The sequence below is a fragment of the Paenibacillus sp. J22R56 genome (assembly GCF_056269375.1).
The window spans coordinates 167,747-194,202 of the sequence record NZ_JBWDNV010000012.1; the positions used below are offsets into that span (position 1 = coordinate 167,747).

General features: G+C 46.4%; 17 protein-coding genes. 15 read left to right on the forward strand and 2 right to left on the reverse strand.

What is annotated here, in order from left to right; genetic code table 11:
• Positions 1-99 precede the first annotated feature (99 nt).
• The gene (locus AC0YNT_RS26725) at positions 100-951 is read left to right on the forward strand and encodes a hypothetical protein (RefSeq protein ID WP_475807354.1); all 852 of its coding nucleotides are present in this window, start codon (positions 100-102) and stop codon (positions 949-951) included.
• Positions 952-1,603: 652 nt separating this feature from the next.
• On the opposite strand, the gene AC0YNT_RS26730 is transcribed toward AC0YNT_RS26725, so the two are convergent.
• Positions 1,604-2,434 carry a helix-turn-helix transcriptional regulator gene (locus tag AC0YNT_RS26730; RefSeq protein WP_475807355.1) on the reverse strand — a complete coding sequence of 277 codons (831 nt, stop codon included), beginning with the start codon at positions 2,432-2,434 and terminating at the stop codon, positions 1,604-1,606.
• A 139-nt stretch (positions 2,435-2,573) separates the two neighbouring features.
• On the opposite strand from AC0YNT_RS26730, the gene AC0YNT_RS26735 reads away from it, so the two are divergent.
• The 10 genes from AC0YNT_RS26735 to AC0YNT_RS26780 all read left to right on the forward strand — a co-directional run bounded on the left by AC0YNT_RS26735 (position 2,574) and on the right by AC0YNT_RS26780 (position 22,950).
• The gene (locus tag AC0YNT_RS26735) at positions 2,574-3,932 is read left to right on the forward strand and encodes an MFS transporter (protein ID WP_475807356.1); all 1,359 of its coding nucleotides are present in this window, start codon (positions 2,574-2,576) and stop codon (positions 3,930-3,932) included.
• Positions 3,933-4,066: 134 nt separating this feature from the next.
• Positions 4,067-10,678, forward strand: coding sequence for an S-layer homology domain-containing protein (locus tag AC0YNT_RS26740; protein ID WP_475807357.1), 6,612 nt, complete (start codon positions 4,067-4,069; stop codon positions 10,676-10,678).
• A 596-nt stretch (positions 10,679-11,274) separates the two neighbouring features.
• On the forward strand, positions 11,275-12,207 hold the full coding sequence (locus AC0YNT_RS26745) for a carbohydrate ABC transporter permease (RefSeq protein ID WP_475807358.1): 933 nt from the start codon (positions 11,275-11,277) through the stop codon (positions 12,205-12,207).
• 21 nt (positions 12,208-12,228) lie between these two features.
• The gene (locus AC0YNT_RS26750) at positions 12,229-13,071 is read left to right on the forward strand and encodes a carbohydrate ABC transporter permease (RefSeq protein ID WP_167277345.1); all 843 of its coding nucleotides are present in this window, start codon (positions 12,229-12,231) and stop codon (positions 13,069-13,071) included.
• 129 nt (positions 13,072-13,200) lie between these two features.
• Positions 13,201-14,622, forward strand: a complete 1,422-nt coding sequence (locus AC0YNT_RS26755) for an ABC transporter substrate-binding protein (protein ID WP_475807359.1) — start codon at positions 13,201-13,203, stop codon at positions 14,620-14,622.
• 72 nt (positions 14,623-14,694) lie between these two features.
• A complete protein-coding gene (locus AC0YNT_RS26760) occupies positions 14,695-16,509 on the forward strand; it encodes a sensor histidine kinase (RefSeq protein ID WP_475807360.1) in 1,815 nt (604 codons plus the stop codon).
• Positions 16,502-18,103, forward strand: a complete 1,602-nt coding sequence (locus tag AC0YNT_RS26765) for a helix-turn-helix domain-containing protein (RefSeq protein ID WP_475807361.1) — start codon at positions 16,502-16,504, stop codon at positions 18,101-18,103. The genes AC0YNT_RS26760 and AC0YNT_RS26765 overlap by 8 nt, the downstream gene beginning before the upstream one ends.
• 11 nt (positions 18,104-18,114) lie before the next feature.
• Entirely contained in the window at positions 18,115-19,944 is a 1,830-nt protein-coding gene (locus AC0YNT_RS26770) for a hypothetical protein (RefSeq protein ID WP_475807362.1), read from the forward strand.
• A 13-nt stretch (positions 19,945-19,957) separates the two neighbouring features.
• Positions 19,958-21,118 carry a glycoside hydrolase family protein gene (locus AC0YNT_RS26775; protein ID WP_475807363.1) on the forward strand — a complete coding sequence of 387 codons (1,161 nt, stop codon included), beginning with the start codon at positions 19,958-19,960 and terminating at the stop codon, positions 21,116-21,118.
• Positions 21,109-22,950, forward strand: coding sequence for a DUF2264 domain-containing protein (locus AC0YNT_RS26780; RefSeq protein ID WP_475807364.1), 1,842 nt, complete (start codon positions 21,109-21,111; stop codon positions 22,948-22,950). The genes AC0YNT_RS26775 and AC0YNT_RS26780 overlap by 10 nt, the downstream gene beginning before the upstream one ends.
• 230 nt (positions 22,951-23,180) lie before the next feature.
• On the opposite strand, the gene AC0YNT_RS26785 is transcribed toward AC0YNT_RS26780, so the two are convergent.
• Positions 23,181-23,387: a DUF1657 domain-containing protein gene (locus tag AC0YNT_RS26785; protein WP_167277359.1), complete on the reverse strand. Its 207-nt coding sequence runs from the start codon at positions 23,385-23,387 to the stop codon at positions 23,181-23,183.
• 185 nt (positions 23,388-23,572) lie between these two features.
• On the opposite strand from AC0YNT_RS26785, the gene AC0YNT_RS26790 reads away from it, so the two are divergent.
• The 4 genes from AC0YNT_RS26790 to spoVAE are packed head-to-tail and all read left to right on the forward strand — an operon-like array spanning position 23,573 to position 26,301.
• Positions 23,573-24,433 (forward strand): DUF421 domain-containing protein, encoded by an 861-nt coding sequence (locus AC0YNT_RS26790; RefSeq protein WP_475807365.1) that lies wholly within the window; start codon positions 23,573-23,575, stop codon positions 24,431-24,433.
• A gap of 13 nt (positions 24,434-24,446) precedes the next feature.
• Complete coding sequence (spoVAC, locus tag AC0YNT_RS26795) at positions 24,447-24,935, forward strand: stage V sporulation protein AC (protein ID WP_475807422.1); 489 nt, start codon at positions 24,447-24,449, stop codon at positions 24,933-24,935.
• Positions 24,935-25,954, forward strand: a complete 1,020-nt coding sequence (spoVAD, locus tag AC0YNT_RS26800; RefSeq protein WP_475807366.1) for a stage V sporulation protein AD — start codon at positions 24,935-24,937, stop codon at positions 25,952-25,954. Before spoVAC ends, spoVAD begins: the two co-directional genes overlap by 1 nt.
• Positions 25,951-26,301, forward strand: a complete 351-nt coding sequence (spoVAE, locus tag AC0YNT_RS26805) for a stage V sporulation protein AE (RefSeq protein WP_167277367.1) — start codon at positions 25,951-25,953, stop codon at positions 26,299-26,301. The genes spoVAD and spoVAE overlap by 4 nt, the downstream gene beginning before the upstream one ends.
• The last annotated feature ends 155 nt before the right edge of the window (positions 26,302-26,456 follow it).

Genomic DNA, 26,456 nt, shown 5'->3' on the forward strand with positions numbered 1-26,456 from the left:
CAGCGTAGGGCTGCTTTTCATGTTTTTTGGTGTCACCATTGTTGAAAGTATCTTATAGCATGGACAAATCCTTAGAAGTAAACTGCACAAGGGGGCTTTATGAGAAGAATTTACGTTATGGTTATATGTCTAGCTGTTACATTTCTATTTGGTTTAGTGGGTTGCGGTAATTCTGTAAAGGAAGATTCAATTGATAAGACCTTGGGGTTAACTATCGAAGAAAAACTTGACAGTATTACTAATCCAAAGGATTTTAAAGTATCACTATCCTCTAGTCCATATACATATATTGAGGGAGCAGATAGTAACAAGGACTACAATTTCATTGTTTCACAAGGAGAACCTGCTTTAAAATATATGCTCAGTAAATTTGCTAATAGTGACAATGATGGATTGAAGGAATATATTATGGCACTCGCCTGTTCTGAAATTCTTAAAGAGAATCCAGCCTCTAAAAACTGGGCTTCTGGTAGGGAATGGTATAGACAATGGCAGGAAAACAAGACAGCAGGGCTAAATACAGAAGTGTCCATGAATAACTCGGTTGGTCAAGACAAAGATGCTGAAATAACTATGGAAAAAGCAATTCCAACACGTTTGGCTCCAGGAGCTATCTTAAAGTATGATGATCATAAAAAGCCAGCCATTACATATGATATCAAAGCTATAATAACATCACCTGATGCTGAACCAGTACCATCCGCTTCAGATGATAAACAGGAGAAACCTACACAATCAGAAGCTACAAAAGAAGATAATGAAGATAGAGCCAAAGAAGATGCATTTTTTGATTCTGTTAAAGAAGAAGCTAAGAGCTTACCCGTATTTAATCTAGGTTATGACCTTCCAGACCCAGAACCAGGGCTTGTGGTGATATATGGATCTGATGGATACATAAACAGATACTATAATGAAAATGATTATAAAGAAAATAGCTCTTCTTCAAAATAAAACTGCGGATAAATTGTTAGTAGAGGTTTATAAGTTTTTATAATGGTTAGACTATAAAAATAACTATCGATTGTGTTTAACTGATATTCATGACTAAACTGTGTAAGTCGGACCGTCTGAAGGTGCTGACAAAGGATATACATTAGATCAACGATAAATTAACCGCCAAGGCATTGTGCCCTGGCGGTTTTTCTTATTCAGCGGATTCTCCCCAAGAGATCCGCCACCATTAAAGTAAAGGGCGGTTTAACGCAACATCTCCGTTGTTATTTTTAAGAAATATATCCTTGCAGGGGGATCAGAAAAGATCTCAGATACTAACGGAAAGAATGTGAATAGATGGGTAAAAGGATTGCTTGTACTCATTGCTATCTGTATTTATTTCTTTGTTTTGGATACAACGGATTACAGCACAATTAAATGGTTTGGTTATATTCTAACCGACAATATCACTTAAAATAAGTAGATTCTAATCACTCTTAGTTTATTCTAATTGGCATAACGCGCTTGAATTGTCTATCATAGGTACATAACCTTTTTTTCTGCTCCTCTAAAGCTGCCGGGTAACCGCAGTTGAGGAGCTTTTTTTTGTATATGCACCCGTGTCGGACGACGACTAACCTAATCATTCAACTATCGGTGTACGTTTGACCTACTCCAGCAGAAGCTGTTCCATCTTGGAAACCGTTTGTGCATCAGCCGGCATATTAACCGTGACGGTATAGTGGGGAGCATCTGATACCAGAAAAGTAAGCTGGTTAAAAATCAGCAGCCCGGCTGTTGGATGGTAGTTAATCTTCATCCCTTCGGGTCCGTTCAGCACATCGTGCTGCGGCCACCATTCCCTAAATTCTTCACTAGCCAGATTAAGCTCGCTGATCATCTCCATCCACCAAGGATCTCCGGGGAATTTGCCGTAACCGGCACGGAATTGGGCAAGGCGGTGGCGAGCATGCTTTTCCCAGTTATGTTGGAGTACTTGACTAACATACGGCGACATGAAGGTACGCCATACTGAATTGCGCTCTCGATCCGACATTTCTTCATATCGGCCATAGACACAGCTAGCGGCTTTGTTCCAGGCAATGATATCTAATCGATCATTCGTTATAAAAGCAGGGCTTGTTCCTTGCCCGTTAAGGAAGCTCTGCAAATCATCGCTGACTATATTTTCTTCAGGGTTCAGCTCTGCCGGCAGCTGCTGGAGTGCCAGCAAGTACATATGCTTCCGTTCAGTAGCATCCAATTGGAGAGCATGCCCGATGTTATCCAGCACCTGTGACGATACTTGTATATTACGACCTTGCTCCAGCCACGTATACCAGTCGACGCTGACGCCTGACAGCTGTGCGACTTCTCCTCGTCTAAGCCCAGGTGTCCGGCGGCGTCCGCTGCTTGGCAATCCAGCCTGTTCGGGAGAAAGGCGTGCCCTTCGCGTCCGCAGAAACTGCGCAAGCTCACTTAATCTTACGGAATCATCCATGATCCGATACCTTCCTCTCCTTGTCTAATTCCTATCGTAGGAGAACGACTCCTAGGATAAACCCTCATCTTAATCTTGTATAGGGATCATTATACACTTTAAGAGAATTCGACAGGAATAGAATGAGAGGGGAATTACATTGAATAAACAAAGCTTCTCCAGCCGCAGCTTGTTGCTGCTGGGATTATCGCTTGGCTATTTTATGGTGCTGCTTGATATGACGGTTGTTAGTGTCGCACTTCCAGCCATCCATGCTGATTTAGGTGGAGGAATATCCGATCTTCAATGGGTCGTTAATGCCTATACGATTGTGTTTGCTGGATTACTGTTATCAATGGGCGTATTTGCTGACAAGCTGGGAGCAAAACGTTTATATATCGGGGGGCTGGTTCTGTTTCTTATCGCCTCGGCTGCTTCGGCAGTTGTCTCATCCATCAGCCTACTAATCGTGCTGCGTGCCGTCCTTGGAATAGGAGGAGCGGCTTTACTGCCAGCCTCACTGACGCTTATGGTTCATATGTATCCCGAACCTGCTGAACGCGCCAAAGCGCTGGGGATATGGACGGCGATTACCGGAGTGGCTATGGCGGCCGGGCCGGTAATCGGTGGAGTATTGGCTGATTCAACTGGATGGCGAAGTATATTCCTTCTTCAAGTTCCTGTTGCTGTGGTGAGCCTGCTGCTGACAGGTTTTCTTGTCAGAGAAACTCCTCGGTCGCAGCAGAAAAGCTTTGATATAGGGGGACAGGTGACCGCTATTGGGGCCATCGCCGCCTTATCTTTTAGTCTGATGGAAGGACAAAAATTTGGCTGGCAGTCTTTTCAGATAATAGGCTCGTTTGTTCTAGCATTGCTCTGTATCCTCTTGTTTGTCTATCTTGAAGCAAAAGGAAAAGCACCACTTTTCCCGCTGAAGCTATTCAGGAACAGAACCGTATCGGCAGGCCTGCTTGGCGGTTTGTCTATTAACTTAGGTCTGTCAGGGATTTTATTTGTTTTTCCTTTGTTTTTTCAGCAAGTTCAAGGTCTGTCAGCCCATTCAGCGGGGCTTTCACTTCTTCCGTTGATGCTTCCTCTGGCCTTTAATCCGATACTGACTGGACGGCTCGTCGGCAAGGTTGGCGCACGTATTCCAATGACAGCTGGGTTCTGTCTCGGGGCGGCTGGGTCATTTCTGCAAATATGGACGAATGAGAATACGAGTTATGTTTGGACGTTTATCGGATTGTTATTAATCGGTTTTGGGGTTTCTTTAACCATTCCTTCGCTTATGTCAGCAGTTATGTCCTCTGTTCTAAAAGAACAATCCGGTGCTGTTTCCGGTGCCTTGAATTCCAGCCGCCAGCTTGGATCGGTATTAGGGGTCGCGCTCATTGGCTCCATTCTCAGCGGCAGCCAATCATTTATGACTGGCATGCATGCCGCTTTTATCCTCATCACAGTTGTTCTGCTTGCAGGTATACTTCTCTCCCTCTCGATGGCAGGGAAGAAGAATTGAAGAAGCAGTCCATTTGTATGTAAGGAACTTAATATAACACCTAATATTCCCAATAATACACCTCGTCCTGTACCCCCTCACCCTCTAAGATGAGAGATGCAACTATCCTTGAACAAGACCGAGGGGGAGTACGGATGGCACGAAGTAAGGTGATGCTGTCTGCTTTGATGGCGCTGCTGCTGTTATTTACAGCGTTTCCGGTATATGCAGCAGATGATGAAGCGGCCAGTACGGTTAGCAGCGGATCAGACAGTTATGTACGGATTAAGAACAAATGGAAGAGCAATTATTTGTATGAAGGTTCTGATGGCGTAGTACGCTACGGATTTACTGCAATAGACAACGAGAATTCACATTGGCAAATAGAAGAGAGCAATGGCATAACTAGAATTAAAAACCGTGCAACCGGCCATTACATCACAATGGAAGAAACGAATCAGCGCCGTGATCCTTTATACAGCCGCAGTATTACGGAGAACACGGAGGATGATCAGTGGATTATAACCGACTCGAGCCGTGCTGGTTATGTCATCATTAAGAATGCCAGCGATCCTTCAGCGAATCTGGTCATCCATCAAGAGGATCAGCTCGGATTTGCAGAGGTAAGCGGTGATATTAATATTACTTTCGAAAGCCCACAATGGGCACTTGAACCGGTTGATCCTGCGGGTATTCCTGTTCGTATCGTGAACCAATACAAGGCAGGACAATATCTGTATGAAGATGAAGAAGGCTTCGTCAAATTTGGCGTTGCTGGCGGGATTACCGACCAGAGTACTCATTGGTATTTCGAGACGGTGGTAACGAAGGAAGACGGTACATCGGTCATTCGTTTGAAAAACCGTGCAACCGGCCATTACATCACCCAAGGTGCAGAAGGCTGGATGCAGCTTAAGGCAACAGCTCAGGATGAGACAAAAAGCGAATGGACGATGGGTCCAGCGGCTAGTGTGGGCTACCTTACTTTTACAAGTGTGTTTGCAACTGAAGGTGAAACACCTCTCAACTATGTGTTAAATACCCAGTTCCCGGATGATACCAATGTGCGGGCGAATGACTGGGCGCAGCCTTCTTGGGGAAGTGCCCAGTGGCGTCTTGATAGGGCAACGGATGTTCAACCAATTCGAATTGCAAGTTATTCCGATGACCCTGCAGGAGCTGCGTACTTATATGAAGACAACGGTGTTGTAAAATATGGCGTTCTAGACAACTCAAATGCAGGCGTGTATCAGTGGATTTTAGAGGATTATGATGGTAAGACACTAATCCGCAATCTGGGGACTGGTCATTATATTCATAACGGTGTTTCAGAGCCAACCGATCCTTTGACAGCGGAGGATGCCTCGGACATCGATTCTTCTTATCAATGGACCATCGTATCTTCGAATATTTATGACGATTACAAGACGATTAAGAATGACAGCGGAACGAATGTTTATCTGCATAACGCAGGTGCAATCGGAGCTGCACAAGCAGGTACCGTTGATCCTGATACAAACCCGGCACAATGGCTTTTCGCCGACCCGTCTGTATCAACTGATGGCACCCCGCAGTTTGTACGCATTATGAATGAGTGGCAGTCTATGTATTTATATGAAGATATGCAGGGCAATTTGAAATACGGCAATCTAAGAACCGATGATGAGCGGGATCAATGGGTGGTCGAACGCTTTCAAGGCCGCAAACGGATTAAAAACCGCGAAACGAATCATTATATCAATCTGCAAAATGTAACGGACGGCCATATTAAAGTAACTGACGTCGAGGACGATTGGCGAAGTGCGGTATGGGTAATTGAGGATATGGGCGGCGGATCACGGCTGATTCATAGCGTACTTGATGCGAATGATGAGGCAGGTGCCCAAAAGTATATTAACTTGCAAAACCTGACCAAATACGGTGAATACGGCATTATTAATCCAAACTGGGGAAGTCCGCGCTGGCGTTTCGTTAATGTTCCTGCAGAAGCGCCAAGCAACATCCGGATCAAGAGCAAGCTGACAGGTGGTTACTTGTATGAAGTAACAGATGCGAGCTCGGAAGATCTAGGTAAGGTTAAGTTTGAAGGCCTTGCGGAATCGGATACCTCGTCCGTCTGGTTCCCTGAAGATACGGGGGATGGTGTAGGGTCTGTCCGACTGAAAAACCTTGCAACCGGCCATTATTTGTCCATGGAAGGGGTAGGTGGTGCAGTTGAGCAGGATACGCCTGATTTCAAGCTGGCATCTGAACAAATCTATCCGCAATGGGGCAGCGCCAAATGGTATTTGCAAGATAGTGCAAGTACGGGCTATATCAACATCAAGAGCGCTTGGGCTGGCCACTATGTCTATGAGGCAGCCGGTGATAAAGCCGGGTACGCGCTTGTCAGCAAGCTTGTCGCTGGCAATGATGAAGGACAATTCGCGGTGGAAGAAGTTGAAGTGCCTGAAGCCCCTCTGCCAGCTGTTCCAGTCCGAATCAAAAATGCGGCAACCGGCCAATTCCTATATGAGAACCATGGAGGAGTCGTGCTGTATGGCAATGTGGACTTAGAGAACGGATATTCACATTGGCTGCTTAGCGGTGATAACGGATCTTATCGCGTTACGAACCGTGTAACTGGACATTACATCGCCGTAGATGACAACTATCGGTATATTATTAGCGGAGAAGGGGAGGCCGTTGCCACAAGAGCAAACTGGTCTATAGAGCCGCAAGGTTCGAGCTATCTAATCCGCAGCTTATACGACAGTTTTGATGATGAGTATATCAATGTGCAAAATAGTGCGGGTTACGCGGAACGCGGCTTATTCCCAGCCTCTTTCGGAACGTTACAGTGGAGCTTTGAGAACGCAACGGAGAGATTCACAACGCAAGTGTTGGGCGAAGAGCGTAACGAAGTGACTAGCACACCTATATTTGATGACACCAACTATGTCACGATTACATTAGACGGCAAGTCACTTGCAGCATCTAATGGTGCTGCGGTTGTTACGGCAAGTTCTGGTACGGGTAATCCAAGTGCCGAATGGCTGCTGCAGGATTACAATGGGCGCAAGCTAATTAAGAACCGGGCAACAGGGAAGCTTTTATCGCTCGATCTTTCACTCGTAGACAGAAGTGTAATAACGGATACTGAGCAGTGGGTCGTGGAAGAACATCTTGGACGCCTCGTGATTACGAATGCGGCTGAGAAGACCGGAGCGCTCTATTTGGAAGACGATCAGCTTCAATATGGTGAAGAAGGCCTTACAACATCTGCCGCATGGAACTTGACTCCAGTCAGCGGTAAAGTGATTTATGAAGCAGAGAATGCTTTCCATAGTCAAAGTTTATCGACAGCTTCTTTATCCAATGGTCATACAGGCACTGGCTATTTGGAAGGAATGACGAAGGAAGCTGATCTCATTCGTTTTGTTGTTAATGCGAAGGACGCAGGCTCTTATGGGGCTTCGGTCCGCTATCTAACAGGCCAGTCTGGTAAACTTAAGCTGACTGTAAACGGCAGTCCAATGGATTCAGTTACAGTCGAAGCAGCTGGAAGCTGGAGAAATGCAGCTGTAACGCTTGACCTCCGGGCAGGCATTAATACCGTAACGGTACAGAAGGATTCGGCGGGAAGCGGAAGCCTTTCCATCGACTCTTTCACGGTAGATAATGAGGTTAACCTTGACTATCGCGGTGCGACAGTACCATACGTTACTTATGAAGCTGAGCATGCGGCCACGAATGGTTCATTCATAGGGCCTTCGAGAGTGTATCGCGAGATGGCATCCGAGGCTTCCGGCAGACAGGCGGTTGAACTGGATGAGACAGGCGATTATGTCGAGTTTACTTTAGCGGAAGCGGCAAACTCTATTGTGTTACGTTACGCCATCCCAGACAGCGCCGATGGCAGCGGACTGCAAGAAAGCTTAGGCTTGTATATCAATGGTGAGTTCAAACAGAAATTACACTTAACTTCCAAATATGCATGGGAATACGGCAGCTACCCTTGGTCAAATGATCCAACGCAAGGCAGTGCGCACCGCTTTTTTGATGAAATTCATGCGATGATTGGCGATGTTCCTGCTGGTGCGACAATTAGGCTGGAGAAGGATGCAGACAGCGCGGCTGATTATTATGTCATCGATCTGGCCGACATGGAGCAGGTTGCAGATTCGTTTGTGATGCCAGACGGTTTCCTCTCGGTGGCGGACTATGGCGCGGCGGCAAATGATGGAGCGGACGATACGGCTGCTTTTAATGCCGCAATGACAGCAGCAAAGGCATCTGGCAAAGATGTCTGGTTCCCGGCAGGAACGTTCGAGCTTCGTGAAAGCTTGCTGCATGTAACTGATGTGACAATCCGTGGTGCTGGCATGTGGTATACGACTCTGCTTGGTGCACGGTTTATCGGGGATGGCGGCAACATTCAAGTATATGATCTTCTTGTCGATGGCGATTTGAACATCCGGGATGACGAAGCAAGCACACATGGCTTTGAAGGTGAGTTTGGTCCAGGCTCCGTTATTCAAAATGTATGGATCGAGCATTCCAAGACAGGCCTCTGGCTGACGCGCCTCAAAGGCAGTACAGGATTTACCGACAGCCTTCATATGATTGGCCTGCGGATGCGTAATTTGATGGCGGACGGCATTAACTTCTGTGTAGGAACGAGCAACAGTATGCTGGAGCAAAGCGATATCCGTTACCCAGGTGATGACGGTATTGCCATGTGGTCGGCAGAAGGTGTAGCCAGCGTTAACAATACGGCTCGCTTTAATACGGTATCTCTTCCTTGGCTGGCGGATAACATGGTTATTTTCGGCGGCAAGGACAACAAGATGACGGATAATATTGCAAAAGACACCATTACAAATGGTGCAGGCTTAGCGGTATCGACTCGGTTTAATCCGGTTCCGTTCAGCGGTACTACTGTGGTGGAACGTAATACGCTGATCCGCACTGGCAGCTTTGATTCCGGTTATGGAATCAATCTAGGTGCGATCTGGGTATTCGCAAGCGAAAAAGATTTGAACGGTACGGTCAACATCCGCAATAATACAGCCATTGACAGCACATATGCCGGATTGATTGTTCATGGCGAGTTCCAAGTAAATGGCGTAACGATCGAGAATACCGTTATTGATGGAGCGGGAACGAATGGTGTGGATGTCACGCCAAATGTAAAAGGCTCAGTCACAATTGATAATGTGATTGTCCGTGGAGAACGGATCTCCGTAGTCAATGATACGAATCCGAATTTTGCCTTCCAGGAGCAGAACGAAGGATTTGCTAATCTTCAACCATTCCAGTTCAGCTTAGGTGAACTGAGCAGAGGACCATTCGTTCTTGAGAAAGGCGCTGCTGAGAATGTACATGTATATAGCCGCAACGGGGAAGAGGTTACGAATGATGCGGTGATTACCGTAGATAACACCAATATCGCTAATCTGGAAAGCGGTGTATTGAAAGCAGTCCGGCCGGGTAATGTGAAATTAACGGTTGTTTACAATGGAAAAACCCGAGTATTTACCCTGCAGATTAATGGGAAGGAAGAAGGCAGCACAGGAACGAATCCAGGTTCGGGCAGCTCAGGCACTGAAGGATCGAAGGCAGTTGCTGCTTCAGCGAAGCCGGAAGATAACGACAAGGCTTTAAGGGATGAAGTGAAAGCTGGCCAGCATGTCATTACATTTGATATCAGTGGATCTGCAATCTCCGGAAAAGCGGCATTTACCGTAAAAACGCTGTTGGAGCTGGCTGCATCTAATTCGGATCTGACTGTGTTGATCCAGAATCAACAGGCAAGCTATACATTCCCGTTGAAGCTGCTAGCACAGGTTCTTCAAGCGAATGGCATTACGGATACAGCAAACGCGGTTTGGATGTTCTCTATTCAATCGCCTGCTGTTGATGCTTCATCAAAGCTGAACAATGATGCAGCCATTCAAGGCATCATGCCCGTTGGCAATGCCATTGATTTCAGCATATCGGTTCAATCCGGCAGCCAGACGATTGTCATTACAAACTTCGGCGGTTCGTACATCGAGCGGACAATAACGGTTGATGGAGCTCAAGATACCGGAAAATTAACAGTACTCGTTTATGATCCGGTCACAGGAACATTCAGCTCCGTACCCGCCGTCATTTCGGTGAAGGATGGCAAAACCGTAATTACGATTAAAAGTATGGGTAACAGCATCTACACAGCTGCCGAGATCACTCGCACTTTCTCGGATACAGCCAACCACTGGTCAAAAGTAGATATTGCATTGCTCGCAGGTAAGGGAATCCTTAATGGTACATCTGCTGGTAAGTTCGAGCCGGAACGCGCCGTAACACGTGCGGAATTTGCCGCCATGCTGGTTCGTGCGCTTGGTATTCGTGAAATGGGTGAACCACGTACCTTCAAAGATATCACAAGCGGCAGTTGGTATGCGGATGTCATAAAACTTGCTTCTGGCGCAGGTATCATTAACGGCTACGACGACGGTACCTTCCGTCCGAATAACCAGGTTACCCGTGAAGAGATGGCTGTTATGTCTGTAAAAGCTCTGGAACTAGCAACAGGCATCAAGCTGGTTGCAGTGGATTTGAGCTATAAGGATTCGGGCAGTATCTCAAATTGGGCATCTAATGCCGTTGGCAAAGCAACAGGCGCAGGTTTATTAAAAGGCAAACCAGACGGCTCCTTTGCACCTTCAGGCAGCGTGACTCGTGCCGAAGCAGCAACTCTATTAAAAAGACTTCTTGTTTCCTCTGAACTAATCAGTGAGTAAACGCCAAACAAAAGAGGTTGTCCCAAGCTATTGGGGCAGCCTCTTTTTCATGCTCTAGCCTCTGCTTGCACAACCTCTAACGAATCCTCATCATGCTATTCGTGCTATATGGATGGTCTAGAAAATGTAACGAATCCTCCTATCACTATTTCCCTCTCAAGTGCTCTGTTTTGCTTCCAACTAACCTAATAGCATTATCAGGATTCGTTAGAATCCTGGTGTTTCTATTTATCAACAAATAAGCATCTGACGCTTCGTTACACGAATTATTCTATCTTTTAGTTGAAGACACTCCTTTCTAATTAGGAGTGTCTTTTTTGTTAAAAATAGGTTAAATGCAAACGGAGCATTTCAAATGATTCTGGAGAAACGATAGTGTTCGCTTTTGTGAGGGGATTCCAATCCTATTGGAATAGTTCAAGGAATCCCCGAGCAATGGCGATCGGAAGAACATTTGAATGCGTAGTTTGATTTTACCTCAAAGGAAGAAGTCAATTCTAACAAGAAAAAAGTAAAAATAACGGTATAGGTTGCGCTCTAGCATTCCCTATAATAAACACAACCACTACTATTCTAAGAAATTCGAGGTGCTTAATATGGAGACTTCACCACAAGTAATGGGAAAGCTGGAGAAGCCGAAAAAAGTACGCTCGCTGCAAAGCGGAGAAACGCTTGCCGGTTTGCTGTTCGTGAGCCCGATGCTCATAGGCGTATTTGTTCTCGTCCTGCTCCCCATCATAGCAACAATTGTACTTAGCTTTGCGGATTGGAATTTTGTTCAAGGCTGGAAAGGGATTGACTGGGTAGGCTTCGGCAACTTCAAAAAGCTGTTCCATGATGATCAATTCTTGCGTTCCGTACGCAATAACTTTGTCTTCCTGCTGGCTGTACCGGTCTATATGCTAATCTCCATGGTGCTCGCCGTTCTCATCGACCGCCATGTCTATTTGAAAAGCTACTTCAAGGTTGCTTACTTCATGCCTTATATCTCGAGCATCGTTGCTGTTGCTGTCGTATGGCAAGTCTTGTTCCAACCATCTTATGGACCCATTAACCAGGTGCTGCACACCTTAGGCTTCAGCAACCCGCCGAAATGGATTGCCGATCCGCATTACGCGCTTATTTCTATCATGATGATCGTGGTTTGGACTTCCATCGGCTTCAATATGATTATCTACACGGCTGGGCTGCAGTCGATTCCGAAGGACCTTTATGAAGCGGCTGATATCGACGGAGCGAACGGGTGGGTCAAATTTGCAAGAATTACATTCCCGCTGCTGTCGCCAACATCGTTCTTCCTTCTTGTAACCGGTGTCATCGCAACCTTTAAAGTGTTTGATATTATTGCCGTAATGACGCAAGGTGGTCCGATTGGGTCTACCTCGCTGATGGTCTGGTATTTGTACGATACGGCATTCGTTAATCTTAAAGTTGGTTATGCCTCGTCAATTGCGGTCATGCTGTTCGTCTTCGTTCTTCTTATTACATTTGGACAATGGATCGCACAGAAGAAATGGGTTAATTATTAATCGCGGAAGGAGCGGTACTTCATGCCAACAACAAACACAGGCTTCAACTGGCGCAAAGGCGTTATTACAGTCATTATGTTCGCAATAAGCATCATTTTCCTGATGCCATTTATATGGATGCTGATTACCTCTTTTAAATTGGAAAAGGATGTATTCGTTTATCCCATTGAGTGGATTCCGAAACATTGGCATGCTATAGAGAACTATAAGGAAGTATGGGTGGGAGATTATCCCTTCTGGAAATACTATCTTAATTCGATTAAAGTAGGCGTTACGACTACGTTTATCTCGGCTCTGCTTTCATCGTTTGCTGCTTACGGTTTCTCCAAGATTAAGTTTAAAGGAAGCAACTTCTTGTTCCTGATTGTACTCGCTACGTACATGGTGCCAAGCCAAGCGATTCTGATCCCGCAATTTATTTTGTACCGTCAGATCGGCTTGTTCGACAGCTTGTGGGGTCTTATTCTTCTTAGCAGTTTCAGCGTACTCGGGACCTTTATGCTTCGCCAATTCTTTATGGGCGTCCATCAGGAATTTATTGAGTCAGCTAAAATTGATGGGGCGAATCATTTCCGGACTTTCTGGAGCATTGGCCTTCCGCTTGTGAAGCCTGCCGTTGCAACCTATGCGATTTTGCGCTTTATCTGGACATGGAATGACTATCAGAACCCGCTTATTTTCCTGCGAAGCGACAATCTGTTTACTATTCCACTGGCCATGCAAAAGTTCACCTCGCTCAGCGGCGAATTCTACTCGCTAATTATGGCGGCTGCGGTATCTGCGATCCTGCCGCTCCTGATTGTATTTATCATTGGTCAGAAGAGTGTTATCGAAGGTATTGCACTTGGCGGCGTAAAAGGGTAATGAAAGCGTTAGCAGAAAGTCGAATTTGTTGCATTTTAGGTAAAGATAGTTTCATCCTTACCTGACATCTGCTCACTATAATGAAAACTATCAACATCCTATTTAGCATTTCAGAGAGGGGCAAAAGAAATGAAAAAGAGATGGGCTTCAGGATTAGCGATTAGTTTACTGCTTACAGGAGTACTTGCAGGATGCGGAAATTCTAACAATGACACAAACAACAAGAATGCTAATGCATCGGCTAATGCGAATGCTACGGCAAGTGCAGACGCTGGTTCGAACAACACAGCAAGTGGAGATCCGGTAAAACTGCGCCTGTACACTTACGGCACAGAGCAGGCGTATAACTGGAAAGCAACACTTGATGCTTACCATGAGAAAAATCCGAATATAACGGTAGAGCTTGTACAGCTGAGTGAAAAAGGCGATACGCAGGAAGCGATGAAAAAGCTCGACCTCGGAGTTGCATCCGGTGAGCAAATTGACGTCTTGATGTTTAGTGATGCTGCCGGCTATGCACAACGTGTAGCACTTGGCATGGCTGCTCCACTTGATGACTTCCTGGCTAAAGACGGCTACAAGGTGGAAGAGGACTATAAAGTAGATACGCATCTGAACGGCAAAGTATATGCACTGCCAGGCAAATTCAACCCTTGGTACGTTCTTCTGAACAAGGACAATCTGGACGAAGCAGGACTTGCTGTTCCGACGGACTGGACTTGGGATGAGTACGCGGACTACGCGAAAAAGCTGACAAAAGGCGAAGGTGCTACCAAACGTTATGGCACCTATTTCCATGGTCCGCAAAACGGCGGCTGGATGGAATACTTGAAGCTGATGATGGAGAACCAGCCAACAGGCTCGGAGTTCTTGAAAGCAGACGGCACATCTAACCTGGATGATCCTAACTTCAAGAAAACACTTGAGCTTCGTGTGAAAATGGAAAAAGAGGACAAATCCTCCGTTCCTTATTCGGATATGATCTCGCAAAAGCTGGCTTATCGTAACCAATTCTTTAACCAATCCGCAAGCATGCTGACAATTGGTTCTTGGATGAACACGGAAATTGGCGGTACAGATACACTTCCGCTGACCTTCCATGTAGCAGTTGCTCCATTCCCGAAAAACGCGGCTGGTGACCAATCCGGCATCACACCTGTAACAACAGACTATGTAGCCGTATCGGAAAGCTCCAAAAACAAAGATGAAGCTTATAAATTCGTTCGCTGGTATACAACCGAAGGTCAAGTTGTTCAAGGAAAAAACATTCCAGCATGGAATGGTGTAAGCAACGATCAAGTGGCCGGTATTATCGATACAATCCTAAGCGGTACTAAAAACCCTGAGCTTGTCGATAAACAAAGCTTGGTAAATACACTTGTTAATTCGAAAGCAACTGAAATTATCGCACCAGCATCTTATCAAGCAGAAGTGTACAAAGCAATCAACGAAGAGTATGAAAAACTCATTCTTGGCAACCAGGATATCGACACAACCGTTGCGAACTCCAAGAAACGCGTTGACGAAATTATTGCAGCCAACAAAAAATAATAATCAGGTATAATAAGTTTCAAAGGGGACGGGTATTACGTCCCCCTTTTCTATCTAAGGGGGACATCATGGATGTACCGCATCAGATCCTACTTTCATTCCGTACGAGGGAAGCTTTCATTAGTCGCTGTGCTTTGTATTCTCATACCAGCCGTATTAACGATGCTCATCTATAATTCCCTAACGAGAGAGGCTGTTGAACAGCAAGCGAAAGAAAATGCAACCGATTCCATGCAGCTGGTCAATGGATCCGTAAAAAACGTGTTCCAAGGGATGCTGAATACGGCCAATTACTTTCAAGCAAATACGGATATGAAATCAAGCTTTATTAAAATGATAAATACGGATCAAATTGATCCCTACGATAAATTTATGGCCACGAACCGGATTATGCAGCAGCTTGAGACACTGACTTATATCGGGGAAAAGAGCTATATCACGATTATATTGACCAATGGTGAAACGTTTACGAACTATTCCAAGGATGAAATGGATCCGCTGCGCTTTCAGAAGGAACCTTGGTTCGAGAATTTGAAGCAGTTAACTGGATTGCAATCCTACTGGGTAAGTACAGCACCAACGATGTTTCCTTATGACAAGATCAGCAGTCCTTATCAAATTTCGGTAGCAAGGACGTTGAGGTTCGATAGTACCCGGATTTACGGGTACGTCATTGTGACGATGATGGAAAACAAGATCAGCCGTATCTTAGGCAGCTTGACGGGCAGCCAGGAAGTGCTTCTAGTGGACGGCGATGGACGGATTTTGTCTTCACCACGTCAGGAGCAGATTAATCAGACGTTCCAATACAGCAGGCAGATGCTGGAGAGTGACCCTCAGTCAGCGTCGTCCATTATTAAAGATGAGAATCAGAAGATTTTGCTGACAACTGCTGATCTTTCATTTATTGACTGGCATTTGGTGGCGACGGAACCCTATCAGGATGCAATCGTAAATATCAGCTCGATTTTTAACCGGGTATTTTTATTCCAGGTTATTTCTTTTATTATCTTTCTCGTTCTGCTGCTGGTGTTGATGAGACAACTGACGAAACCGCTAATCCGGCTAGGTAAGGTTGCCTCAAGTGTACAACGGGGTAATCTGGAAGTCCGCTCGAGTATTCGTGGAGCTGATGAGATCGGAAGATTAGGCTTTTTGTTCGACCAAATGCTTGACCGTATCAAAGAGATGCTTGCAGAGGTTTCGCTGACTCAAGCGCGGAAGCGTAAGGCAGAGCTTGCGATGCTGCAGGCTCAGATCAATCCGCATTTTCTGTTTAATGTACTCAATTCCATACGGATGAAAGTCATGCGTGGCGGTGATCAGGACAGTGCGAAGATGATTGCTTCCTTATCTAAGCTGCTGCGAATGACGATCAGCCGGGATGAGGACGCGATTATGCTGCATGAAGAGATTGAGCTGCTGACGCATTATGTGGAGTTAATGAACCTCAGGCAGAAGGAAGAGGCGCGGCTGGTTGTGGATGTTGAAGTGACATCCTTTGATATCAAGGTACCGCGGTTTATTTTGCAGCCACTGGTTGAGAATGCGCTTATTCATGGCCTTAATCAAAGTGCAGGAACGATCCGCATTACGGCAGTCAGAAATGATCATTTTCTGGAGCTGGCCATAGAGGATAACGGGAATGGAATAGATCCTGAGGCGCTGCAAAGTTTGAGGGAGCGCCTGACGACAGCAGCCATAGAGCCCGGCCAAGAGACAAGGCGTACGAAAACACCTGGCATGTCCGGAATTGGCGTGGCGAATGTAGCAGAGCGAATGCGGATTATGTTCGGCGATGCCTTTCATATAACCGTGGATAGTGGGAAAGGAACCCGTGTTATTATGCATATCCCTATTCGAGAGGAGGGTCGTCCTCATGTATAAAGTGATGCTCGTAGATGATGATTATCCGGTCATTGAGCTGTTGTCGGAAGTGGTAGATTGGGAAAAGCTTGGCCTCGTCTTGTGCGGAAAGCATGAGAACGGGCTTGCAGCATGGGAACATATGCAGGAGGAAATGCCGGATATATTGGTAACAGATATCGGGATGCCGAAGATGGATGGACTCGCACTGGTCACTAAAGTCAAGCAGATGAACCCTAAAGTTCGAATCGTCATCTTATCCTGTCATAGCGAATTCCAATATGCCCAGCAGGCGATGCGGCTTGATGTACAGGATTATTTGCTGAAGGATCAGCTTGATCCGGAGGATTTAGTAGGGCTGCTGCAGAAGTTTAAGGATGGTTTTGACGGCGAGAGCCAAAGGCTGAATGAACAAAACCAAATGCAGCGAATGGTCAGTGAGACGCAGGAACTGCGGAAAGAAAAGTTGTTCCGGGAGTTCGTTCAGCAGCCATTAATCTCTCCGAAGCAATGGCAGCGTGACTTTAGCTCCTACGGCTTATTCCAGAACGGAGAGTTATGTCTTCCTGTAGCCGGCTTTATTGAAAGCTACAATGTCATCAAGAACCGGTTTGATTCGGATCAAACCTTGCATTTTGCCATTAGCAATGTCATGGAGGAACTGCTCACGAATCTTCCGCTTCGAGTTGTGCATATCGGCTACAGCAGCAGGCAATCGTTATTGCTTTTTGCGTTTAAGCCAGGACTAAAGCAAAATGTGTTCGATCAAGTACAGACTAGTCTTCAAACGATCCAAAGAACGCTTGGTCAAGTGCTTAAGGTGAAAATGGCTTTTCTGATCGGAACGAGCTGTGACAGTCCGCAGCTGCTCAAGATGGCATTATGTAATCTGCTGAAGGCTGATGAACAGCGGTTCTATTTATCTCAAGCGGAAATCACCAAATGGCAGAAGGACTTGGAGCAGGCATCGGGTCTCCTTGCAAAGTACGATCAGGCTGGAGCTGAAATCCGTGAAGCACTGATGGCGAAAGATGGAGAGAAAATCAATTCCTTGGCGGGCAAATGGGAAGCGCATATTCGTGGAGAACGGTATTCTTCTGAAGAAGTCAGAGACTGGGTGCTTAAGCTGCTCATTGATATGCGGTTAAAGCTTCATGCTATGCTGTTTGCTTCGCCGGCTTTAACAGCCGAAAAGCTGCATAAGGAGATCGTTAATTTTGACTCGTTATGGGGCTTATTCCAATGGTTTAATACGCAGTTGTTATCCTACATTGCGGCTAGAGAAGATGCATTGCCAGTTAGCAAAAGGCGTGAGGTATCAGAAGCATACAAATATGTGTCGATGAATCTGGGCAAAAGGATTACACTGGAGGAAGTAGCTGCTCATTTGCATATGAATCCCAGCTATTTCAGTCGTTTCTTTAAGAAGGAGACGGGCCTTACCTTCATTGAATATGTAACGGATCAGAAGATTGATCGGGCCAAAGAGCTGCTCGACCAGACGAATTATTATGTGAGCGAGATTTGTGAAATGCTTGGCTACGATAATCAGAGCTATTTCATTAAGACCTTCAAAGCGCAGACAGGCTTAACACCAACCGAATATCGCGGTTAGTAGGAGGGAATATGCGAATCATCTATGAATGGGAACCAGAAACATTAGCACAATGGCTCGCTGATCAGCCTGAAGTGGAGGATAATATCTATTCTCTCACCGGGAACCGGATCAATTGGCAGGAAATGAACGATTCTTCTCTTTATGCAAGCATGATCAAGGAGATAAGAGAGGAAGGAGAACGCCTGCTTGAGCGTTCTATCCCAGTTCTGACCGAAGAGATTTACAAGTTGTTTGAGACTAATGGTAACCGGCTTATTTATGAAGGACTTTATTTCGAACGGCGCCGTCGTCTTACCTCATTTGCCTTTCTGCATTGTCTTTTTCCTGATGAGGACCGGTATCGTCAGGCTTTAATAGAGATCATAGAGGCGATTCTCGAAGAGAAAACCTGGTGTCTGCCTGCCCATATGAGAGGACAGCAGAGTAATCGCCATATTGATTTATTTGCTTCGGAGACTGGCTTTGCACTTGCTGAAATTATAACGATTACTGGGCAGTCCTTGCCTACGGCACTTCGTGAAGCAATGATGGAGAAAGTGGAGCGGAGATTGTTTACCCCTTATCTGGATGATCAATTCCCACCTTATCATTGGGAGAGTGCAGACCATAACTGGGCTGCCGTTTGTGCAGGCTCGATTGGATCGGCAGCTTTGCTGCTGGAACGTGATCCTGTTCGGAAATCCGCAATTATTCATCGGGCAATCGGGACAATGAACCATTATTTATCCGGCTTTGGTGATGATGGTGCTTGTGCGGAAGGTCCGGGTTATTGGAATTATGGCTTTGGTTACTTTGTTTATTTTGCTGATCTACTGAAGCGCGCGTCGAATGGGAACGCTGATTTATTCGTCTCAGAGCTGGTACAGACGATCGCTAGGTTCCAGCAAAAGGCTTACCTGGTGCAAAATCGTCCGGCCAACTTCTCAGACGCTTCCTCTCATGTAAGCGTAAACATCGGATTGTCCGATTATCTTGCTGCTCAGATCGAGGGAGTCGAGTATGCGCCGTTATCGATTAGAGCGGGCTTTACGGATGACCACTGCAGTCGTTTTGCACATGCGTTACGCAATCTGGTTTGGTTCCGTCCCGACGCTCCAAGGCATACAGATTGGGCAAGCGGAAGCTGGTACTTGCCTGATGCCCAGTGGTTCATTTCGCGAAGCACAGGGAAGACGGGCAGCTTTGGCTTTGCAGCCAAGGGGGGCCATAATAATGAGCCACATAATCATATCGACGTAGGTCATTTTATTTTGCTTGCGGATGATGATCCGGCGTTTGCCGTTGATCTTGGCAGCGGTGAATATACAGCGCAATACTTTGGCGATGGCCGTTATGAATATGATTGCACAGGAGCGCAGGGGCATTCTTTGCCGATTATCAAAGGACGTTATCAGGAGGTAGGCGCGAAGAGCGCAGCTAAAGTGTTGCAGCTTGAGCAAGGGGAAACCGAAGATCGGTTTACACTTGAGCTTGCAGCTTGTTACCAGGACAGCGGGCTTGATTTTTATACTAGACAGTTTGTTTGGCATAAAACCGACCTTCCGGAGCTCGTATTAACGGATACATTCCGGTTTGAGCAGCAAGGTGGAGCCATTACAGAAGTAATCGTTAGCAAATGCGCACCAGTTGTCCTTCACGATGGGCAAATTCAACTGAAGGGTAATCGACATACGGTACTTTTGGATTTTGAACCTCTTCATCTGGATGTCTCAATTGTTGAGCGCGTTTATTCGAATCATTCCGGTCAGGAAGAAAGCTATTATCGGATTTATCTCATATCCAAAGATGAGGTATCCCTTGAAAAGACGTTTAAACTTACATTCAAATTTCAAGAATAGGTGGAATCAGAGGATGAATACAATTTCTGAGGCGAATCGCATTGAAACGGCTCCATGGGTGAATGAAGCTTGGGAACAAACCATTAATAAAGTAAAACGGACAAGTGCACGTATTGGTGCCGAGTTCCCGCATGCAAGTCAAGGTGGTACTTATGTACTTGAATCTCCACACTGGTGGACAGCTGGTTTTTGGCCAGGACTGCTTTGGCTTCTTCATGAGGGGGAAGGTAGTAGGGATACAACGTTCCGTCCTATTGCGGAAGAGTGTGAACTTAGACTAGATGAAGTGCTCGACGGCTATGATCGATTGGATCATGACATCGGTTTTATGTGGACGTTAACGAGCGTGATTAACTATAAGCTATATGGAAGTGAATTATCCCGAAGAAGAGCGCTGAAGGCGGCTAACTATTTGATGGGCCGCTTTAATTTGAAGGGTAATTTCATCCGCGCATGGAACCCTTGGAGTGAAGGAGAAGACAACAGCGGGTGGGCGATTATTGATTGTGCGATGAACGTACCGCTGCTGCACTTTGCAACGCGTGAAACAGGAGATCTAAGATACAGTCATGTTGCCGAAGCGCATATGGGGACGGTTCTTAAACACTTCATTCGTAAGGATGGATCGGTCCGCCATATTGTTCGGTTTGACCCGCAGTCCGGCGAAGTAGCCGAATATATCGGCGGTCAAGGTTTTGGACCTGAGTCGGCGTGGTCCCGTGGAACGGCGTGGGCGGTATACGGTCTTGCACTTGCTGCCAAGCATACAGGTAGACAAGAATATATCGATGCGGCGAAGCATGTTTCTCACTTCTTCCTGTCGCAGCTGCCGGAAGACAGCGTACCAGTATGGGATTTCCGAGCACCGGAGGAAACCAAAGTACTTCGTGATTCATCAGCAGGAGCTTGTGCAGCCTGCGGGCTGCTGCTGCTCTCCGAGCTTGTGCCGGATTCGGAAGCTTCCAGCTACCGGAATGCAGGGGAACGTATTCTGAAGTCTCTGTACCAGAACTATGGTGCCTTTGATCAGGATGAAGAAGAAGGACTTATTTTACATGGTACAAGCCATTATCCGGAACGTAAAAACATGGATGTACCACTTATTTATGGCGACTACTTCTTCGTGGAAGGTCTTGCGCGGCTTAGAGGAGGCGCGACGATTCCATGGGAATAAAGCCAATTGCAGCTAATCCTCTGCAAAGTAAAAGGGATCTGGAGCAGGCATTCCGTGAGCTGGCGGAGCCGCTTCTTCCCTTTTATTCTACTGGTGGAGCACGTTTGGAGCTGGACGGTTCTGGTGCGGGCCAAACGGTCGACGTTGCCGGCATGGAGGGCTTCTCCCGTATTATCTGGGGCTTGGCTCCTCTTGCTGCAGGAGGCGGCACAATTGATGAAGATTTGCTGCAGGTTATACTTAAAGGAATAACGAACGGAACGAATCCCGAGCATGAAGAATATTGGGGAGCGGTGTCCGATTATGACCAGCGACTGGTTGAGATGGCATCTCTCGGATTAGCGTTAGCGATCGCACCTAATCGTCTTTGGGAACCTCTCAGCCAAGCAACAAAGCAGCATTTCTATAACTGGTTAAATCAAATCAATGAACGCAAGGTTCATGACTGCAACTGGCTATTTTTCCATGTACTCGTTAACGTCGGCTTCTATAAGCTAGGACTTCCGTATGCAAAGGATCAACTCGGAGCGAATCTTGACCGTCTTGAACAGTTCTATTTGGAAGAAGGCTGGTACGAAGACGGTACTTCGGGTCACTGTGATTATTATGTACCACTTGCGTTCCATTATTGCGGATTAATCTATTCCGCCCTTATGAAGGAAGAAGATCCGGAGAGGGCGAAGCGTTTCGAGGAACGAGCTATATTATTCGCTCAGCAATTTGTACATTGGTTCTCGGAGGATGGCCGCGCGATTCCATATGGCAGAAGCTTAACTTATCGGTTTGCGCAGGGCGCTTTATGGGGGGCCTTTGCTTTCGCAGACGTCCAGCCATTTGAGCTAGGTGTGATTAAAGGTCTGTATATGCGCCATTTGCGCTGGTGGTTCCAGCAGCCGATTATTGCTTCAAACGGAGTGTTAACAGTTGGCTACGGCTACCCGAATCTCATTATGGCGGAAAACTATAATGCTCCGGGTTCGGTCTATTGGGGACTGAAAGCCTTCTTGCCGCTGGCATTGCCAGATAACCATTGGTTCTGGCAGGTTGAGGAGCTGCCGCTTCCTGAACTTCCAGCTGTATCGGTTCAGCAAGCTCCTCATTTAGTCATCTGTCGAGATAGTGATCGAGATCATATTGCCGCCTTTAATACCGGTCATTTAACTTCTAATGAGCATACCCATACGTCTGCAAAATATGAGAAGTTCGTTTACTCCGCTTCCTTTGGCTTCAGTGTACCGCGGGCGGAATGGGGATTATCGCAAGGAGCCTTTGACTCTATGCTCGCCTTAAGTGAAGGCGATAATCTTTACCGGGTCCGTAGACGGAATGAACAAACATCCATCGACGGTGATCTGCTTACTTCGGTATGGAAGCCCTGGCGGGATGTTACAATCACGACCTATTTGACTGCAGGTTTACCGTGGCATTTACGAATTCATCGAATCGAGACGGCTAGGGAGCTGGATGCGGCAGAAGGCGGTTTTGCCTTGCCGCTGGATCTTTCACTTGTCGTATCGCAGCACAGTGTAAGTGTATCAGGCATGACCGGATTTGGCAGCAGCGGGATAACGGGCATCCACGGACATGAACGGGCAGAGCTTATTTATGCCCAGTCCAACACAAACCTGATGTTCCCAAGGACTGCGATTCCAACGCTGCGTACGAAGCTTGAGCCAGGTAATCATGTATTAATATCTGCTGTTTATGGGGAGCCAGGCAAGGATGATGCGGTTCAATCTGATGATTGGAAGAAGCTGTTCCAAGTTACTATCAAGGATGATCAAGTAAGAGTTGTCAGTCCTTTAGGTAAAGTCATAACGTTTACCCTTTAAATACGAACCGCCTTCGCCCAAGCTGCATATCCTAATGGCAGAAGCCTACTGGGGGAATGCCAATGAAAAGCATTGCAGCGCCAATTGGACGCGGGCCGTCTATTACGACCATTGTACTTGTGCTTTATGTGCTTCTTGTCGTTCTGCTGTTTTTTTGTTTCATCTGATAATAAAGTCTAATACAAAAAAGTCGGTATCGATCATTAAATCGGTACCGACTTTTTTTTGTGTTAAAAACCTAGATACTGAGGCTCTTCACTTTCAAGCTCTTTAACTCGGCCAGCTACTTGATCAACAATGGATTGCGTTTGCTGTGCCGCTTGCTCGAACATTTGCTTGGCCGATTTATTTTCAGTCGACAGAGCAAATTGCTCCAAGCTAGCCTGCGCGCTCTTCAAAGAGGCTACGCATGTTTTTACATCGGATGCTACGGTCATGTGAAACACCTCCTTATGAATGGGCAACAGAACTAATATGGCAGGCTTTTACACTTCACATTCATGGGAAAAACCTCCATGAACCTGAACCATTTTCCTTCTGTGGAAAATGGTTATTCGTGTTGCCGTCGGCCTTTTGACAAATAATTTAACCGTAGAAATAAGCGGACAGGGGGACTCGAATTGTGCAGGATTGGTTAGAGATAACTCTTCGCACTTTGCTCTCGATATTTGTTTTATTCTTGATGACGAAAATCGTGGGGAAGCGGCAAATATCCCAGCTTTCATTCTTTGAGTACATTACCGGTATTTCAATCGGCAACCTTGCTGCATACGTGTCGCTTGATCTTGAGGCCACCTGGTATTTGGGGCTGATTTCACTTGGCGTATGGGTTGCTGTCTCCGTCGGGATCGAGTTCTTGCAATTAAAGAGCAAGAAAGCCCGCGACTTGATTGACAGCAAGGCAACCGTTCTGATTAAAGGCGGTAAAGTACTTGAGGATAACTTGAAGAAAGAACGGTTAACGACCGACGAGCTGCTGGAGCAGCTGCGTAAAAAAAGTGCTTTCCGTGTGGCGGATGTCGAATTTGCCATTATGGAACCAAGCGGGGATATCAGTGTGCTGCTCACTAGAGAAAATCAGCCGATTACACCTGCTCATCTAGGCATAAAGGTAGCTCCAGAGCACGAACCTCAGGCAGTCATAATGGATGGCAAAATCTTGGATGAACCGCTGTCCACAGTTGGTCTAAATCGCAGATGGCTGACGACTGAGCTAGAAAAAATCGGAGTGACCTTGGACAATGTGTTTATCGGTCAGGTTGATGCGTACCGTCAACTGTACGTCGATTTGTACGATGATCATATTAAAGTACCCCAGCCTCAGCTTAAAGCGGAGCTATATGCTTTACTGAAAAAGATTGAAGCGGATTTGGAGCTGTTTGGTCTATCGACGAAGAACAAGGATGCGAAGCATATGTATGAGCGATGTGCACAAGAGATGCAAAATGTCATCATCAAGATGAAGCCGCTATTGCATCACTAAATAAGGAGGCAAGCTGATGTCGAGCAATGATAAGAAATTTACACCGGTGCAGCAGGAGTACCAAACACTTGCTAAAAAGCATGAGCCCAAACGCCCCGTACTAATAAACTGTTTAAAGGCTTTTCTGGTTGGGGGCTTGATCTGCATTATAGGCCAAGCGATCCAGGAAATGTTCGTGCATTGGGCTGGTTTTGATGAGAAAAAAGCCAGCAATCCGACTGTAGCGGTTCTGATTTTTCTATCCGTCGTCCTTACCAGCTTAGGAGTTTACGATAAAATCGCACAATGGGCGGGAGCAGGTTCGGCTGTTCCGGTAACCGGCTTTGCGAATACGATGTCTTCTGCAGCTATTGAGCATCGAAGTGAAGGACTAGTGCTTGGAGTAGGCGGGAAAATGTTCAAAATCGCTGGTCCAGTTATTGTATTTGGCGTAGTTGCTGCATTTGTTGTTGGTATTGTTCATCTTATCCTGAATCCGCATGAGCTTGGAGGAGGGTCTTAATGCTGAAAGGCCATCAAAGCTGGATTTTTGAAAATAATCCCGTTATCGCTGGGACTGCCGCTATCGTGGGCCCATTTGAAGGACAAGGTCCACTTGCGCATGATTTCGATATCGTGCACGGCGATCTCAGGCTTGGTCAGGACAGCTGGGAGAAGGCCGAACGGACATTATTAGAGGAAGCTGCAAATCTGGCGATCGAGAAGGCCGGCATCACGAAGGAATCGATTAATTTTCTAATCGGCGGCGATTTGATGAACCAGATTATCAGCTCCACCTTTGCAGCAAGGACACTCCAAATTCCTTACATTGGTGTGTTTGGCGCCTGCTCGACATCGATGGAAAGCCTCGCGCTTGCCGCTAACCTTGTGAACTCAGGCTCCGCCAAATATGTCATGTCCAGTGCCTGCAGCCATAACGCAACTGCGGAGAAGCAGTTCCGTTATCCGACAGAATACGGTTCGCAAAAACCGCCAACCGCTCAATATTCAGTGACCGGAGCGGGAGTGAGTGTATTGACCCAGCATGGTGAAGGTCCTTACGTAACCTCCGCCACAATGGGCCGAGTAGTCGACATGGGCATTACGGATCCATTTAACATGGGGGCCGCTATGGCTCCTGCAGCTGTCGATACCATTCAGGCACATTTCCGGGATTTGCAAATTGAACCTGGTTATTATGATCTTATCGTAACGGGGGATTTATCCAAGGTTGGTTATGCGATCGCTAATGAATTGTTCGACAAACATAAGTTTCCGATTCATCAGACGGTATATAAGGATTGCGGCATGATGATGTACGACTATGAGAAGCAGACCGTGCAAGCAGGAGGGAGCGGCTGCGGCTGTTCGGCAACTGTAACTTACGGTCATCTAATGCGCCGAATGCGGGAGAAGGAATTAAACCGTATTCTTGTGGTCGCAACTGGAGCACTGTTGTCTCCTATTTCCTATCAGCAAGGGGAGACCATTCCGTGTATCGCACATGCGGTTTCCATCGAGAACGAGGTGAGAAAGCTATGATTTTTTTATGGGCTTTTCTAGTTGGTGGAGGGATTTGTGTATTTGGGCAAATCTGCTTTGATGTGTTTAAGCTGACGCCTGCTCACACCATGACACTGCTTGTTGTACTTGGTGCCATCGGGGACGGTGTAGGAATATACGATCCCTTAATCAAATTTGCCGGTGCGGGTGCTTCCGTTCCGATCACAAGCTTCGGTAATGCTCTGGTCCATGGCGCCTTGGAGGAGATACAGAAGACGGGCTGGATCGGCGTTATTACAGGGATCTTTAAAGTCACTAGTGCAGGTATTTCGTCTGCGATTATTTTCTCCTTCCTTGCTTCGTTGTTTGTTAAGCCAAAGGGCTAATCTTCCAATGATAACGACCGTGCAGTTATAATCTGCACGGTCTCTTTTATTTTTTTACAACAAACGGAGCATTTCGAATGATTCTGGAGAAGCGTTAGCGTTCGCTTTTGCTCGGGGATTCCAACCTATATCTCTTGTTCAAAGGAATCCCCGAG